The sequence below is a fragment of the Flavihumibacter fluminis genome, assembly GCF_021491375.1.
GTDB classification, from domain to species: Bacteria; Bacteroidota; Bacteroidia; order Chitinophagales; family Chitinophagaceae; genus Flavihumibacter; species Flavihumibacter fluminis.
The window spans coordinates 425763-440176 of sequence record NZ_JAKEVY010000003.1 but is presented as its reverse complement, the minus strand read 5'-3'; the positions used below and the strand labels follow the sequence as shown (position 1 = coordinate 440176).

19 protein-coding genes and 1 tRNA gene are annotated in these 14414 nt (G+C 44.4%); 9 read left to right on the top strand and 11 right to left on the bottom strand.

What is annotated here, in order from left to right; genetic code table 11:
* Positions 1–11 precede the first annotated feature (11 nt).
* Positions 12–452 (bottom strand): MarR family winged helix-turn-helix transcriptional regulator, encoded by a 441-nt coding sequence (locus L0U88_RS13175; RefSeq protein ID WP_234866532.1) that lies wholly within the window; start codon positions 450–452, stop codon positions 12–14.
* 97 nt (positions 453–549) lie between these two features.
* Between L0U88_RS13175 and L0U88_RS13170 the strand changes: the two genes are divergently transcribed.
* From L0U88_RS13170 to L0U88_RS13160, 3 genes are read left to right on the top strand one after another with little or no spacing between them, the layout of a single operon-like run.
* Positions 550–1371, top strand: coding sequence for an alpha/beta fold hydrolase (locus tag L0U88_RS13170; RefSeq protein WP_234866531.1), 822 nt, complete (start codon positions 550–552; stop codon positions 1369–1371).
* Positions 1372–1383: 12 nt separating this feature from the next.
* Positions 1384–2526 carry a glycosyltransferase gene (locus L0U88_RS13165; protein WP_234866530.1) on the top strand — a complete coding sequence of 381 codons (1143 nt, stop codon included), beginning with the start codon at positions 1384–1386 and terminating at the stop codon, positions 2524–2526.
* Between the two features lie 17 nt (positions 2527–2543).
* Positions 2544–3698, top strand: coding sequence for an ABC transporter permease (locus tag L0U88_RS13160; RefSeq protein WP_234866529.1), 1155 nt, complete (start codon positions 2544–2546; stop codon positions 3696–3698).
* A gap of 35 nt (positions 3699–3733) precedes the next feature.
* Here the strand turns inward: L0U88_RS13160 and L0U88_RS13155 are convergent, their stop codons facing one another.
* Together L0U88_RS13155 and L0U88_RS13150 are read right to left on the bottom strand one after the other, a co-directional pair.
* A complete protein-coding gene (locus tag L0U88_RS13155) occupies positions 3734–4150 on the bottom strand; it encodes a hypothetical protein (RefSeq protein ID WP_234866528.1) in 417 nt (138 codons plus the stop codon).
* Between the two features lie 153 nt (positions 4151–4303).
* A complete protein-coding gene (locus L0U88_RS13150; RefSeq protein ID WP_234866527.1) occupies positions 4304–4771 on the bottom strand; it encodes an Lrp/AsnC ligand binding domain-containing protein in 468 nt (155 codons plus the stop codon).
* A gap of 142 nt (positions 4772–4913) precedes the next feature.
* On the opposite strand from L0U88_RS13150, the gene L0U88_RS13145 reads away from it, so the two are divergent.
* The 3 genes from L0U88_RS13145 (at position 4914) to L0U88_RS13135 (ending at position 6844) form a co-directional block, all read left to right on the top strand.
* Positions 4914–5033 (top strand) — tRNA-Asp (locus L0U88_RS13145).
* A gap of 451 nt (positions 5034–5484) precedes the next feature.
* The gene (locus L0U88_RS13140; RefSeq protein ID WP_234866526.1) at positions 5485–6120 is read left to right on the top strand and encodes a porin family protein; all 636 of its coding nucleotides are present in this window, start codon (positions 5485–5487) and stop codon (positions 6118–6120) included.
* 55 nt (positions 6121–6175) lie between these two features.
* A complete protein-coding gene (locus tag L0U88_RS13135) occupies positions 6176–6844 on the top strand; it encodes a YiaD family glycine zipper/OmpA-like lipoprotein (RefSeq protein WP_491893170.1) in 669 nt (222 codons plus the stop codon).
* Positions 6845–7139: 295 nt separating this feature from the next.
* On the opposite strand, the gene L0U88_RS13130 is transcribed toward L0U88_RS13135, so the two are convergent.
* Entirely contained in the window at positions 7140–8234 is a 1095-nt protein-coding gene (locus tag L0U88_RS13130; protein ID WP_234866524.1) for an alkaline phosphatase family protein, read from the bottom strand.
* Between the two features lie 187 nt (positions 8235–8421).
* On the opposite strand from L0U88_RS13130, the gene trmB reads away from it, so the two are divergent.
* The 3 genes from trmB to L0U88_RS13115 are packed head-to-tail and all read left to right on the top strand — an operon-like array spanning position 8422 to position 9713.
* On the top strand, positions 8422–9132 hold the full coding sequence (gene trmB / locus L0U88_RS13125) for a tRNA (guanosine(46)-N7)-methyltransferase TrmB (protein ID WP_234866523.1): 711 nt from the start codon (positions 8422–8424) through the stop codon (positions 9130–9132).
* Positions 9113–9325 (top strand): C1orf53 family protein, encoded by a 213-nt coding sequence (locus tag L0U88_RS13120; protein WP_234866522.1) that lies wholly within the window; start codon positions 9113–9115, stop codon positions 9323–9325. The genes trmB and L0U88_RS13120 overlap by 20 nt, the downstream gene beginning before the upstream one ends.
* Positions 9300–9713 (top strand): MGMT family protein, encoded by a 414-nt coding sequence (locus L0U88_RS13115; RefSeq protein WP_234866521.1) that lies wholly within the window; start codon positions 9300–9302, stop codon positions 9711–9713. Before L0U88_RS13120 ends, L0U88_RS13115 begins: the two co-directional genes overlap by 26 nt.
* 3 nt (positions 9714–9716) lie before the next feature.
* Here L0U88_RS13115 and L0U88_RS13110 read toward each other — a convergent pair whose 3' ends face one another.
* From L0U88_RS13110 to cyoE, 7 genes are all read right to left on the bottom strand, one after another.
* Entirely contained in the window at positions 9717–10190 is a 474-nt protein-coding gene (locus L0U88_RS13110) for a hypothetical protein (RefSeq protein WP_234866520.1), read from the bottom strand.
* Between the two features lie 22 nt (positions 10191–10212).
* Positions 10213–10755, bottom strand: coding sequence for a DUF420 domain-containing protein (locus tag L0U88_RS13105; protein WP_234866519.1), 543 nt, complete (start codon positions 10753–10755; stop codon positions 10213–10215).
* A 5-nt stretch (positions 10756–10760) separates the two neighbouring features.
* The gene (locus L0U88_RS13100; protein ID WP_234866518.1) at positions 10761–11480 is read right to left on the bottom strand and encodes an SCO family protein; all 720 of its coding nucleotides are present in this window, start codon (positions 11478–11480) and stop codon (positions 10761–10763) included.
* Between the two features lie 101 nt (positions 11481–11581).
* Positions 11582–12031 (bottom strand): cytochrome C oxidase subunit IV family protein, encoded by a 450-nt coding sequence (locus L0U88_RS13095; RefSeq protein ID WP_234866517.1) that lies wholly within the window; start codon positions 12029–12031, stop codon positions 11582–11584.
* 19 nt (positions 12032–12050) lie between these two features.
* A complete protein-coding gene (locus L0U88_RS13090; protein WP_234866516.1) occupies positions 12051–12722 on the bottom strand; it encodes a cytochrome c oxidase subunit 3 in 672 nt (223 codons plus the stop codon).
* 50 nt (positions 12723–12772) lie between these two features.
* Positions 12773–13339 carry a cytochrome c oxidase subunit 3 gene (locus L0U88_RS13085; RefSeq protein WP_234866515.1) on the bottom strand — a complete coding sequence of 189 codons (567 nt, stop codon included), beginning with the start codon at positions 13337–13339 and terminating at the stop codon, positions 12773–12775.
* Positions 13340–13393: 54 nt separating this feature from the next.
* Complete coding sequence (gene cyoE, locus L0U88_RS13080; RefSeq protein ID WP_234866514.1) at positions 13394–14320, bottom strand: heme o synthase; 927 nt, start codon at positions 14318–14320, stop codon at positions 13394–13396.
* Positions 14321–14414: the final 94 nt, after the last annotated feature.

Sequence of the window (14414 nt, the reverse complement as noted above, 5' to 3'; positions counted from 1 at the left end):
CGTCTGACGTCTCACTTCAAATTGTCATAGACAATCTGCAACACCGCTTTACATATCTCCACCTGATCAGCCGGTACACCGGTCAGCGCTTCATTCAAGGTCTCTTCCGCCAAGTCCATCGATGCTTCCTGCATCTTGCGTGCTTCCGGCGTCAGGTAAATCATATTCATCCGGCGGTCTTCTTTCGATGCCACCCGCTTTACCAGTTTCAACTTTTCGAGATTGTCCACCAGCCGCGTAATACTGGGTTTATCCCGGAAAGTGGCATTACATAATTCCTGCTGACTAATCCCATCCTCTTTCCATAAATGATACAATACACTCCATTGCTCTATGGTCAGGTTCAGTTGAGCCGAATTGAATTTTTTCTGTAACCGCCTCGCTATAGCTGTCGATGCCTTACCCGTAATAAAACTGTATAACTCTCCTTTCTTAAATTGGTTGTTTGGCATATAGTTAGTTAAACAACTATTCGAATGTACTAAATTTTATTGACTCCTGCAATCTTTTCCTGCTAATTTCGGACGGAAAAAAAATCCGCTTTCCAACATGAAGATTTCCTTCCGGAATCAATACCTGCACTATCAGCTGATCGGGAACGGTCCCCGTTGGGTTATTGCTCTTCATGGGTATGGCGAAAGCGGAATTTCCTTTCACCCCCTGGCTGCTGAAATGAGCAGGGAGTATACGTTCATTTGTCCCGATCTGCCACTTCATGGGAAATCAGTCTGGGAAGCCGACACCCCATTTGCGCCTGCAGACCTGGAAGAAATAATCCGATTGCTGATGCAGGAGCATGGGATTAATTCCGTGGTGCTCGCAGGCTATTCCATGGGAGGGCGTTTGGTCAGCTGCCTGGCTACCAACACCAGGTTGCCAATAGAAGAACTTTGGTTGTTTGCACCAGATGGTTTTCATCGCAACCCATGGTATTGGATCGCCACTCAAACTGGTTGGGGGAATCGCCTCTTTAAGTTTACGATGCAACAACCTCAATGGTTTCTGAAAGCCATGAAAATTGTCAGGTCACTGAAACTGCTGCATCCGGGTATTTACAAATTCTCTATTCAGTTCCTGATGCAGGAAAAGGCCAGGAAAGATCTGTATGAACGCTGGACCTTCTACAAAAACTTTAAAGTAAACCAGGCGGAATTAAAAGATCAACTAATAGCAAATCAAATTCCACTAAGGCAATTCTTCGGAAAATTTGACCGGATTATACCACCTTCCCATGGCCGGCGGATGCAGGAAAATAATGCTGCATTATCAACCACCATCTTGCTAAATACGGGGCACCGTTTGCTCGATCCGGCCATTACGCCTAATATTGCCGCAGCAATCCGGCTGCCTATTCACGAACCGGGCTCCTGATGCTTCCACCTGATGACCATTCTGGTATTCATAACATTACTGCTGCTGGTTTTATATGCCGCACTTATTGCATTCTACCATTGGAACTGGAAGGCACTAGCCATACAGGATGAGATTCCGTCAAACTTTACACCTGCATTAAAAATCTCTGTTTTGATTCCGGCAAGGAATGAAGCCTTTACTATCCGTGCCTGTTTAGAATCTTATCTGAAACAAAGCTATCCTTTTGAATTGCGGGAATGTATTGTAATAGATGATCATTCCGAAGACAACACCGCTGCGATTGTGAGGGAATATGCGAACCAGGGAATTAAACTAATCCGGCTGGCAGATAAGCTACCCGGACTACCACTCAATTCCTATAAAAAAAAGGCACTTGAAACCGGTATTGCCGAAGCATCCGGGGAGCTGATACTGACTACGGATGCAGATTGTATACTGCCGCCCGACTGGATCCTCCAACATGTTTTTTACCAGCAGAAAACAGGCGCCTGCTTTATATCCGGACCGGTAAAAATTCGTCGCGGTACTTCCTGGCTTACCCATTTTCAGGCCCTGGATTTTATCAGTCTTCAGGGAATCACCGGTGCTTCCATTTCCAAAGGCTTTCATGCTATGAGCAATGGCGCCAATCTTTCTTACCTGAAAGCTGCTTTTCTCGATGTCAACGGATTTGAAGGAATAGACCAGCTTGCCTCCGGAGATGACATGCTGCTGCATCAAAAAATTGCCGCCCGCTTTCCAGGAAAATCCGCTTACCTGAAAAGTAAAAAGGCAATCGTTGAAACAACTGCCATGCCCGACATCACCAGCTTTCTTCAGCAACGAATACGCTGGGCGAGTAAAGCCCGCACCTATCAGGAATCCCAGCTAAAATGGGTGCTTTTGTTAGTTTACCTTCTAAATCTGCTCTTACTAATTCTTTTGATATCCGGTTTCTTTATGCAAAAGCTCTGGTGGATTGCGCTGCCTGCGATACTGATTAAAACCCTTATTGAGTGGCCCTTTATGATTCGGGTAGGTGCATTTTTCGGTTACTCCCGCCTTGTGACTTTCTTTCCCTTTTATCAACCCCTTCATATTATTTATACGGTAGCAGCAGGAACCTTCGGACAGTTCGGAACCTATCAATGGAAGGGTCGTCAAGTGCGCTAATTGTTTATTTTTATCACATGTCAGCTGTTCAATCGCCCTCTGTCTGGTTGAAGTTAATACGACAACCTTCCGCCATTATTGGAGGCTTGATTACCTTCCTTGCATTATTGCTGGCAATATCCGGGTATTGGATCAGCCCTGATAGTAGCCCGGATGCCAACCGCATGATCGTTGAAATTGCAAGTCGCCCTCCTGGTTTCCGGCAGCAATTCCTCTTACTCCCAAAATCTCCTCAACCCCCTGAAGTATCCTGGTGGAAACGTACCCTGTACGGACAACCCGATCGCTTCACGTTCATCCCGATTGGTGGTCATAAATGGGGCCAGGATTCAGTTGTTGTGCAACAATTCATCGATGAAGACTTGTACGAAAGAGTAGCTTTTCCGCTGACACTTTTTTCCGCTGACCAGGCTGCCTCCAACCGGACAACAAGCTCCGATCAAAAACTGAACAACCAGCAATCGATTACTTCGGTTAACCCAGACCGATATATTAAAGAGCAACGGTTTCTTTTGGGAACAGATAAATTCGGCCGCGATATGCTGAGCCGGCTCATCATAGGTACCCGGATCAGTTTACTGGTTGGTGGTATCGCAATGGTACTATCACTCACAATCGGGCTTTTGCTCGGAAGTATTGCCGGATATTATGGGGGCAAATCGGACCAGGTAATCATGTGGCTGATAAATGTGATCTGGAGCATTCCAACGCTTCTACTGGTATTTGCGATAACATTGCTATTGGGTAAGGGGTTCTGGCAGGTGTTTATAGCGGTGGGACTAACCATGTGGGTGAATGTGGCCAGGCTGGTCCGTGGGCAATTGATTGCAGCCCGAAACCTGGAATATGTGGAGGCGGCCAGAGCACTGGGATACCGGGATTTCAGAATACTTGTAAAACATATCCTTCCCAACATAATGGGACCTGTATTGGTGGTGGCGGCAGCAAATTTTGCATCTGCTATTGTGGTGGAAGCAGGGCTTAGTTTTTTAGGCGTGGGCGTACAGCCTCCTCAGCCCAGTTGGGGGGCCATGATTAAGGAGAACTATAATTTTATTATAACAAATAACCCAATGCTTGCATTGGCACCGGGTTTTGCAATTATGTTATTGGTACTCGCTTTTAATCTTATTGGCAACGGCATTCGCGACGCCCTCGACGTTCGCTCCTGATATCTTCTCACTTCTCACATCTGACGTCTCACATCTCACTTCCGTGAATACAGATAAAAACCCGTCTTGGTATTACTTGGTTTTGAAACAGAAGTAACAGTTACAGTAACCCGCGAAACCGTCAATTGAGGCGTATTCGTTATTGTGAAAATGGTAGTAGCATTGGAAGTAGTCTGATTAGCTGTAAAGAAAGCCGTCGTGCCGCTTCCATCCGGGCGTGCAGATACTTCAATACGCACTCCCTGCGGAGGCATTTTGGAAGTTACCGTTACAGTCAATGGGAAATTGGGTCCCGGAGCCACTGCTTCCTGCTGACCATTTAAAACGGGAGTAGTGGTTATTACAAGGTTTTCTTCTGCAGGTTCCGGATCATCTCCACCACCACTACAAGCAGGTAACAGGATGGCAGCAGTTAAAGAGGCAAGCAGTAATCTGGCTAAAACGGATTTCATGTAATGTGTAAATTATACGTTTAGTCTAAAGATAGGGCTTCTGCCCTAGAACCACAAGAAATGTGAAACGTAGAATGTGAGACGTCAGATGTGAGACGTGAGAAGAACTTCCACAATCCCTTCCTCCCTCTTCCTTTCCTCCCTCTTCCATGCTCATATCCGTACTTCCACATTCCTGTTCAAACTCTCATCCAGCGAAATAAAGGTTTCGGTTCGCTCAATTCCCTTTATTTTCTGTAACTGGTCATGCAATACATTTCTTAAATGGTTGATATCCTTACAAATGATCTCCGCGAGGATACTATAGTTACCAGTTGTATAATTCATCCGTACAATCTCTGGAATCTTGCTCAGCTCTTTCGCAACATTGTCATACAGCGAACTTTTTTCCAGGTAAATACCAATAAAGGCAATTACATCGTACCCCAGTAATTTCAGGTCTACATTCAGGCGGCTCCCTTTTACAATGCCCATTTCCTGCAATTTTTTGATGCGGACATGTATGGTTCCACCGGAAACGAATAACTTTTTACCCAAATCAGCATAGGAAGTTTCGGCATTTTCCATCATCTCCTGGATAATCTGATAATCCAGTTTGTCTAAATTCAATTTTCCAGCCATTTTAGAAAGTATTTTTTGATAAATTCTATTGCAATATACAATTATTTGAATGATTTCAATATATTTTAAATTTTGTTTGAAATATTTGCAATGAATTGGCCTTTTGCTGTATGTTTGCACTATCAAAGTTCTTAGAACATACTGTGGGATGATGAAATTTTCGGCAGACATGCCCCCTTGTCTCGGGGGTGGGGATTACAGGACAAAGAAGTGAAAACTTGCTAACTGCCCCGTGGAGGTTCGACTCCTCCTCCTACAGCCAACTTTTAATAGTTGCTCTTTACACTGTGGGGTGATGAAATTTTTGGCAGACATGCCCTCTCGTCTCGAGGGTGGGGATTACAGGATAAACGTAGCATAGAGCCGACTGGTATTGCTGTTCAGTGCAAACTGGACTGTAATAAAGCCGACCAGGGTTGACCACTAAGCATTGTACTACGGCTAACTGCCCCGTGGAGGTTCGACTCCTCCCCCTACAGCATTTAAAAATCCCGGCCTAAACGCGGGATTTTTTTGTACCGCCGCATCGGTTTCGATTGCATGCCATTGGTACACACTGTTTTTTCTCATGTGTGTGTTTACAGCTGTTAGGTAGCCCCTCCGTTCACTGAGGGGCTTTTTTCATTTCTCACTTCTGACGTCTCACCTCTCACGTCTCACTTCTCACTTCCTCCCTGGCATAATTTTTTTCATGCCCTGAAAAACTTCAGAACATGAAAAAAAGCATCCGCATTACCCTTGCTGCGCTTACCATCAGTGGCAGCGTAATAGCACAAGACAATTTATCCCTCGGCGGAACTGCCGGATTTGGCCATACCTGGCTCTCCAATTCAACGAATAGCCGCTATCAGCCTGCTGGTAACCTGGGCCTTAGTTTAACATACAGTACAGAAACAAATTGGGGATTTGGCGCAGATCTTAAATGGTCAATTGAAGGGGGAAAAACTTCCACATCCAACCTTACCAGTACAACACGACTCGACTATGTACGTGTTCCGCTAAAACTCATGTACTTTTTTGGTGAACGAGGAAACGCATTCAGACCAAAATTAACAGTGGGCCCTTCAGTTGGTTTTCTAATTGGAGGTAAAAACGAAGCAACTACCATTGCAGGCGATACTAAAACAACTGTTGAAACCAAAGCCTCCGATTTTGCAAAATCAGTTGATCTGGGAGTGGCTGCCAGTGCAGGCTTTAATTACCGATTGGTTGAACGTACCTGGCTAAACGTAGATCTGAATTACTATCATGGTTTAACTGACATAATGGAAGCAGCTTCCATTGATCAGAAAAACAGAAATATCGGAATCAATGTTGGCGTAAGCTTCGGCATCGGAAAAGTTCAGTAATCGCATATTCATTAACGTTATACTACACCATATGAACAACAGCATAGGAAATAAAATAAGGCAGGCTGCATGGGTTGCAGCTGCTTTCAGCATCGTGAGTACAACAACCATAGGTTGTAAATCCATGAATAAAACGCAGAAAGGGGTAGCCATCGGAGCAGCCGGTGGTGCCGTACTGGGTGCAGGTGTTGGAAAAGCTGCAGGTAATACTGCTGTAGGCGCCATTATAGGGGCTGCAGTTGGCGGTGTTACCGGCGGTGTTATTGGTCGGAAAATGGATAAACAGGCAGAAGAAATTGAAAAAATTCCCGGTGCAGAAGTTAAACGGGTAGGTGAAGGTATAAATGTAACCTTCGACTCAGGAGTGCTCTTCGGATTCGATCAGTCCAACCTCACTGGCGTGGCCGCTGAAAGAATTGCAGACCTGTCTGATATCCTGAAAAAATACCCCAATACCTATATTCTGATAGAGGGTCATACAGATAATAAGGGAAGCCATTCTTATAACGAGCGGCTCTCCAGGCAAAGGGCGCAATCAGTAGCTTCTTATCTTGAACAAAAGGATATTAAAAGCAGTCGGATCCGTACTTCCTGGTATGGCGAAGACCAGCCAAAATTTAATAACAGTACCGAAGAAAACAGGGCTAAAAACAGAAGGGTTGAGTTTGCCATTTATGCCAATGAAAAAATGGTAGAGGATGCCAAAAAAGAAGCCTCAAAATAAACAGTATGACAGTTTCTAAAAAACATAGCATTCTCACAGCACTCAAAAATTGCAGGCTCGGTACACTCAAGGAAGCTGTTTCGCACTACCCTGATCTGGTTCTGCGCACCATAATCAAGGATTTTAATCTACAGGATTCAAACATCCTTCAGGCCGAGGTGCAGGACGATCAGTTCTTACTCCGGATTCCAGGACGCTGGTAGTCATAAACGGACGATCCACCATTCATTCCAGGAACGGCAATTCAGCCCTGCTTAATATCGAAATTCAGTCGGTAAATAGCTTAAAACGTTGATTACTTTTCCCATATTTCTTTCACTGCTGGGGCAATAGGATGGGTTGCAGTATATGTCTGACCCAAAAACTTCGCCACTGTCTGCGCAACCTGTTGCTGGTATAATTGAACCGGCTGTTTTACTTCTCCTTTTGCTGGAATACCAGGTGCCAATACAGCTATCCAGATTTCATCTGCACCTACGATTTTGCTTCCATGATGTTTCCACTCCTCCTTAACCTTATCACCCCTTCCATGATCCGTTGTAATGATGATGGCTGTTTTATTTTTATAGTGCGGATCTGATTGCACATAGTTCCAGATATCCCCAATCCATTTATCAACCATATGGGCGGCATTAAGGTAGTTCTTATACATACCAGCATGGGCCCACTCATCTGTTTCACCATAGGAGATTTGCATCACTTTGGGTTTACGTACTTTCAGATTTTCCATCGCTGCAAAATGCGTAAATACATCCAGGCATTCATGCAGATCCCAGGGCTTAAACACATCTTTTTGCATTTGATTGATCAGTTGTTCAGTTGGTGTTGGCTTGCTTCCACCAACCGGATCAAACGCACTGATAACAGGAATACCTGACCGCTGTTCATTTACAATGCGATCAAAGGCATCCCAAGCCCCAAATACTGCAATTTTATTTTTATAAGCCGGCTGCTTGTGCAGAAATTCCAAAACGGTTATATGCGGATTCGGAGGAAAATCATTTGAATTGATCTTCTCATCACCATAACCGGTAAGTATCTCACTGTAACCAGGATAGGAGAACCAGTGCGGATTCGCATTGTTCACCTTATTGCCATAAGCACGGTTTCCATAAAGCTGTCCGCTTGTTGATATGGTAGACCAGAAAAAAGGCATCAGTTTACTCCTTCTTTCAACCGCATCCGCAGCCCAAAACGCCTTGTAAATATCAGCGCTGTCGCCCTGGTTAAAGGCGCGGTCATTGGCCAGCACAGGATCCATTCCCTGGAAGACTTCCTGCCACCGCAGACCATCAGTAGTAATAAGGATAACATTTTCAATCTTGGATTGAGCCTGTACGTTAACAATGTATAACAATAACAGGTATACCAATAATCCAGCCTTTTTCATTTGCTACCGGGTTTAGTGTTACCAAATGTACTGAATGCAATCCTTTAGCTCTTAGCAAATTGCGCCCGGCACACCTCATTTCACGAAAACTTAATCCCCCTCTTCCCCTTCCATTCCTCCCTCTTCCATTCCTCCCTTCCTCCATCTTCCTTTCCTCCCTTCTCCCTTCCCTCCTATCTTTGCCGGCATGGGACAAAAAAAACTCATCCGTTTTGAAGCTATCAAAAGTTTTTCCAATGTTTTCCAATACCCTGAAGGCATGGCCGGTAAATGGTCAATGCATTTCGGTAACACCAATCCTCTTATCCTGGAACTTGCCTGCGGAAAAGGAGAGTATACGGTTGGATTATCTGCGCTGCACCCGAACCAGAATTTCATTGGTATTGATGTAAAAGGCAATCGCATTTATATTGGAGCAAAAAAATGTCTTGAAAACAGACAGACCAATGCCGCTTTCCTGAGAACCAAGATCGATCAGATTACCAACTATTTTGCCCCTGCTGAAGTTTCTGAAATCTGGATCACTTTCCCGGACCCGCAGTTGCGACGCTCGCGTCACACCAAGCGGCTTACCCACCCGAAATTCCTCCGCAAATACCAGCAATTACTGAAACCCGGTGGACTCATTCACCTGAAAACAGATTCCCCCGTACTATTCCAATTTACTTTATGGGCTATTGAACTCTATGGGCTTGAGCTTGTTAACAAAACAGACGATCTCTACGCCCTGCCGGATATCAGCCCGGAATTGAAAATAAAAACGCATTACGAAGGACTGGATATCGCTCAAAGCAACCGCATTCATTACCTGGCTTTCCGTCTGCCGGCTACCATGCTGCCGGATTTTGATGAAAAGCTGCACGACCTGGTTTTTGAACATGAAAAAGCAACTGATTGAAGGCGAAGATTTTTATTATAACGAATCCGGTTTCGTCGTATTAACTGCCAAATACCATCTGGACAAAGGCTTCTGCTGTGGTAACGGCTGTTTGCATTGCCCTTTTGATTATATTAATGTTCCGGAGCCAAAAAGATCGCAACTTCGCTTAAACCGGGAATCCAGCCATGGCCAGTCCGAAAAAGAAAAATAAATCAGCAACCACCAAATCCAATAGCGGAACCAAACTCAAACAACTGGATCCTTCCGGAAAAAATTCTGCCTCTTTCTTTGAACAGGTATACGACCTGGTAGAACAGATCCCAAAAGGCAGAGTTACTACTTACGGTGCAATTGCCCGCAGCCTCGGTTCAGGACTATCTGCAAGAATGGTTGGGTGGGCGCTTAATGGGTCCTTTCTGTCCGATCGAAACATTCCTGCCCAGCGGGTAGTAAACAGAAATGGACAGTTATCCGGCAAAGCCCATTTTCCAACTCCTACACGCATGCAGGAGCTACTCGAAAAAGAAGGTATCACTGTACTAAACGATACCATTCAGAACTTCAGTAATGTATTTTGGGATCCGGCCGAAGAACTCTAAGGATTACAAACCAGCTACCTCCTGCTCACTAAGGCGCAATTGAATCATCACCTTATGTTTGAAAGGATTCAACCCTCCAAAAATTACCAGGAGCGTAAATGACAATGCAAGAAAAGCCCAGTTACCGGTGAGCAGGTAACAAAGTGTACTGAATATTGCCGCAGATTCCATTAGTCCCCACTGTAGAACAGAAGCTGATTTGAATCGGTTTAATTTTTCCCTGGCCGTACTATCGCTTTTCTTAATCTGTTCAAGTTTTCTGCGGAATAGTTGCAAACCCACAAACACTGCGGCGAAACAATACAACACTGCTACTACCTGCAGCAGCCGATCCGTTGGAATGTCCACTACAGGATTGATGATGTTAAATTGAACCAACAGAAATGCTGCCAACATGGATAATACCAGCACATACAATAGGGTCTTGTACAGATGTTGAAGATCCTGGAAAATTGAGGGCGCAGTTGCTTTGCTCATGGCACAATTTACAGGTTTTCACTCAGGTGTAATAGGGGTTGATCATCAGGTACACCAGCACCCCGGTTACAGCCACATAAAACCAAATTGGCCAGGTAATTCTCGCTATCTTTTTGTGCGCCGGCCATTCTGCTATCATTGCCCGATAGGCAGTAAACAAAATAAAAGGAAGTATAATAGCGGCCAGAAAGATATGGGTAATAAGAATAAAATAGTAAACAGTCCGCATCCATCCCGTGCCTCCATAAAGTGTTTGCTCCGACAGCAGGTGGTGTGCAATATACGATATGAGGAACAGGGCAGACAGCGCAATCGCCAGGAACATAAGCCGCTTATGCCATTGAAATTTTTTCTGTTTCACCGCAACCAACGCAGCAACCAGCAGTACAGCAACAGCACTGTTCAGCATGGCATTTATGCGTGCAAAAACATGCACATCGAAGCCAAGCTGAACATCCAGTTTAACTCTGGACAAAATAACCACTGCTATAAAAACAACAAAAGAAACCAATCCGATCAACCACTTTGCAGTCGCATCCTTTTTTTTGATCATTGCTGATAACATAGCTTCTATTTTCTAAAGAGATTTCGTTTCTTCTTTTTATCCTTCTCAATGAAGATCTTGACAATATCACCTGCCAGGTCAGCCATGGCCATGCTGTCCAGTCCATTGTAATAACCCCGCACTACCCGATCCCGATCCATCAGTACAAATTTCTCGGTATGAATGAAATTCGAATCGACTCCCTCACCATCAATAGCTGAGAGTTTCACTTCATTCAAAGCGAAATCATAAATCGTTTTTTTATCTCCAGTCAGCATCCACCACACATCATGATTAACTCCATACCGGTCCGCAAACTTTTTTAACTGCACTGCCGAATCCCGCTCCGGATCTACACTGAAAGATAGAAACTGAACAAAAGTGGTGTCAATTTTACGGGTAACATCCTGCAGTTTTAATGCATTCTGCAACCTTTTCATATTGACCGTCAAAGTCGGACAAATAGATGGACAACGGGTAAAGAAAAAATTGGCTACTATTACCTTGCCCTGGATATCATCCAGACTCACTTCTTCTCCCAACTGATTGGTAAGTTGGATATTAGCCACTTTATGCCAAACGGTATCAGTAATCTCTTTACCGCCCTCAATTTTAGTCAGCACGGTGTCTACATAATACCGGCGAGGCATGTCTACAGCATCCACACTGTAATGATCTACGATAAAATAACAGATCACCGGAACGATCACCGCTAAAAAAATCCCTGCTAATGCTGTTTTATTCAAATCCGAAAGTATTAATACTAAAAACCATCCGCCACGGCGGATGGTTCAGTTGTTTAATAAAGTTATTATCCAGTTGGTCAGTATCTAATCCGCCTCAAATCTTAATGCCCAACTTTGGTATCCGTTTCCTTGCTACCGTGTTCTGTCTTTTGCACTTTTGTCTCGCTCTGTTCTTTATGATACGGATCATAGGTATTCTTCAGATTCCGGTACGAATTGCCATCCGCAAGGAAAGCAATAATAAACCAAACAAAGAGCAGCAAAGGAACCACAATAGTCATAATCATGTTGCGCAATTCATGCTTCAGGTGCATGAAATAGGCAACAATGTAAAAGGCTTTGGCCAGCATGAGTATTAAAATCACGCCCTTGATCAAGTGAACCATAAACGGACCCAGGCTCTGATGAGAAAGGTATAACCAAAAGCCAAGTGCTAGTTCAATGAGTGTAATTACAGAAAGGATTACAGTAATCTTAATTACTTCTTTTCTGCTGGCCTCCCGATCATATTCATGATGGAAGGTGATTTCAGTGTTATTATCTTGATGCATAATTGCGTTTCTTAAATGGTTATACGAGATAGAATACAGTAAATACAAACACCCAAACCAGGTCCACGAAGTGCCAGTATAAGCCCGCTTTTTCAATCATCAGGTAGTGTCCTTTCCGCTCAAATACGTTATTCAGGGTCATGATCAGCATGATAATGTTGATCACCACACCGCTAAATACGTGAAAGCCATGGAATCCCGTAATCGTAAAAAAGAAATTAGTAAAATTGGTGGTAGCTTTTGTGCCATCCGCATTCAGAAAGGGGTTGCTTCCCCACCAGGCACCTTCATGGTGTAAATGCGTCCATTCCCAGGCCTGGCAGCTCAAAAATGCAATACCGCCAATAATGGTAAGTACCAGGTTTCTTACAACTGCTTTCTTGTCCATCGCATGACCGGCCTGCACCGCCAATACCATGGTTACAGAGCTGATAATCAGGATAAAGGTCATTAAACTCACAAACATGAGTGGAAGCCCGTTTCCTAGACCGGGGAAAGACTGGAAAACTTCATTGGGATCGGGCCATGAGTTGGAGGCGAAACGGATGGTGCCATAAGAGATCAGAAACGCACCAAAGGTGAACGCATCACTCATCAGGAAATACCACATCATCAGTTTACCATACTCCACGTTGAAGGGGCTTTTTCCGCCACTCCACCATTTTTGTTCTGCAGGTACTGCTTGTGCCATGTTCAGTGTTTAAGATTGGTTCGCAAATTTAATTGGATATACGGAATATACTATTGCAATAACATAAAAAATACCATCAGATAGAGCCATAACAGATCTACAAAATGCCAATAGGTACTCATCACCTCCACCGGTACCGGGTTATAATTCCGGAATCGGGTGCTGAAAGCCTTAAAAAACAAGACGATCAACGCAATTACTCCTCCTACCACGTGCAATCCATGAAGCCCGGCAATTATATACAAAAACTGCCCCCCACCTGCCCCTGCAAAACTGATACCCGAGGCCCAGATCTCCTTAAAGCCCAAGTACTGAAGTACAACAAACGCCACCCCCAACACAGCCGTAATTGTTATCAGTTGCCGGTACTTTACCCGCTCGCGCTCACGAAAAGCTTTCAGTGCAAGATAAATCGTAACACTGCTCGCCAACATCACTGCGGTAGAATACCAAAAAATTACTGGCATTTCAAAACTTGTCCAACTGGGCTGACTCCTCTTTACGATATAGGCACTGGTCAAGCCCGCAAACATCATGGTGATACTTGCAATCGCCACCCACATCGTGAATTTATTCGGATGTATCCTCTTTCGCTGCTCCATAGCTTCTACCCTCATACATTAAATTTTAATTACTCCTCCTTTCCTCCTTCTTCCTTTCCTCCCTCTTCCTTATATCTTATCCGCCACCAGGGCGAAAAAAACAATCATCAGGTACAAATAACTGCCAAACATCACACCCCGAGCTGCGGACTTTTCCATTTTCATATACAACCTGACACTCAGGGCTACCATCAGCAGGTTGCATACCAGGATTATCAGCAAACTTACCCATCCCGTAATACCTGTGAAATAAGGCGTCAATCCAACCGGTATCAGAAATACCGAATATATAATCGACTGTATCGCCGAATATTTGGTAGGGCCTTTTTCAGATGGCAACAACCGAAAACCAGCTGCTTCATAATCCTTGTGCGACAACCAGGCAATCGCCCAGAAATGGGGAAACTGCCAGAAAAACTGGATCGCAAACAAAGCCCATCCACCCAGGTCACGCCATCCATGCTCTCCATAAAAGATAGTATTATTTCCGGCTGCAAACCCAATTAAACAGGGCAACCCTCCGGGAAATGCACCTACCAACACAGAGATGGAATTCACCTTTTTTAGCGGAGTATAAATAAAAGCATAGAGGAAGAGGCTGAAAGCTGCCAGACCAGCGGATAATCCGTTAAAAAAATACCAGAGGAGAAATACCCCCAGCAATCCACTAATCACTGCAAAAGCCCAACCCTCCGTCACTGACATCCGACCCGATGCTATGGGTCTGCTGGCAGTGCGCTTCATCAGGGCGTCTGTATCTTTTTCCACTACCTGGTTAATGGTATTGGCACTTCCTGTTACCAGCATTCCTGCCAGGAACAATAGTAAGATCATCGCCCAATCATACTCCACAATTTTTGGTGCCAGCAGGTAACTTATTACCGCTGAAAACACCACCATTGTTGTCAAAGAGAACTTTATCAGCAGGAGGTAATCACGTAACCGCGTCATTACACCATTTTCTTTACCCGGTTGAACTGATTCACTCTGCTGCATTCATCATTATTAAACAAAAATCGTACACTCTAAAAAAACGCCCCGATTGCTGATCAGGGCATTTTAACTCGATTCAGTATTCATCAACTATCAC

Bases quoted from the DNA above. Each gene is read 5' to 3' on its own strand.
- L0U88_RS13175 (WP_234866532.1), bottom strand. From the start codon at position 452: ATGCCAAACAACCAATTTAAGAAAGGAGAGTTATACAGTTTTATTACG.
- L0U88_RS13170 (WP_234866531.1), top strand. From the start codon at position 550: ATGAAGATTTCCTTCCGGAATCAATACCTGCACTATCAGCTGATCGGG.
- L0U88_RS13165 (WP_234866530.1), top strand. From the start codon at position 1,384: ATGACCATTCTGGTATTCATAACATTACTGCTGCTGGTTTTATATGCC.
- L0U88_RS13160 (WP_234866529.1), top strand. From the start codon at position 2,544: ATGTCAGCTGTTCAATCGCCCTCTGTCTGGTTGAAGTTAATACGACAA.
- L0U88_RS13155 (WP_234866528.1), bottom strand. From the start codon at position 4,150: ATGAAATCCGTTTTAGCCAGATTACTGCTTGCCTCTTTAACTGCTGCC.
- L0U88_RS13150 (WP_234866527.1), bottom strand. From the start codon at position 4,771: ATGGCTGGAAAATTGAATTTAGACAAACTGGATTATCAGATTATCCAG.
- L0U88_RS13140 (WP_234866526.1), top strand. From the start codon at position 5,485: ATGAAAAAAAGCATCCGCATTACCCTTGCTGCGCTTACCATCAGTGGC.
- L0U88_RS13130 (WP_234866524.1), bottom strand. From the start codon at position 8,234: ATGAAAAAGGCTGGATTATTGGTATACCTGTTATTGTTATACATTGTT.
- trmB (WP_234866523.1), top strand. From the start codon at position 8,422: ATGGGACAAAAAAAACTCATCCGTTTTGAAGCTATCAAAAGTTTTTCC.
- L0U88_RS13120 (WP_234866522.1), top strand. From the start codon at position 9,113: ATGAAAAAGCAACTGATTGAAGGCGAAGATTTTTATTATAACGAATCC.
- L0U88_RS13115 (WP_234866521.1), top strand. From the start codon at position 9,300: ATGGCCAGTCCGAAAAAGAAAAATAAATCAGCAACCACCAAATCCAAT.
- L0U88_RS13110 (WP_234866520.1), bottom strand. From the start codon at position 10,190: ATGAGCAAAGCAACTGCGCCCTCAATTTTCCAGGATCTTCAACATCTG.
- L0U88_RS13105 (WP_234866519.1), bottom strand. From the start codon at position 10,755: ATGTTATCAGCAATGATCAAAAAAAAGGATGCGACTGCAAAGTGGTTG.
- L0U88_RS13095 (WP_234866517.1), bottom strand. From the start codon at position 12,031: ATGCATCAAGATAATAACACTGAAATCACCTTCCATCATGAATATGAT.
- L0U88_RS13090 (WP_234866516.1), bottom strand. From the start codon at position 12,722: ATGGCACAAGCAGTACCTGCAGAACAAAAATGGTGGAGTGGCGGAAAA.
- L0U88_RS13085 (WP_234866515.1), bottom strand. From the start codon at position 13,339: ATGAGGGTAGAAGCTATGGAGCAGCGAAAGAGGATACATCCGAATAAA.
- cyoE (WP_234866514.1), bottom strand. From the start codon at position 14,320: ATGCAGCAGAGTGAATCAGTTCAACCGGGTAAAGAAAATGGTGTAATG.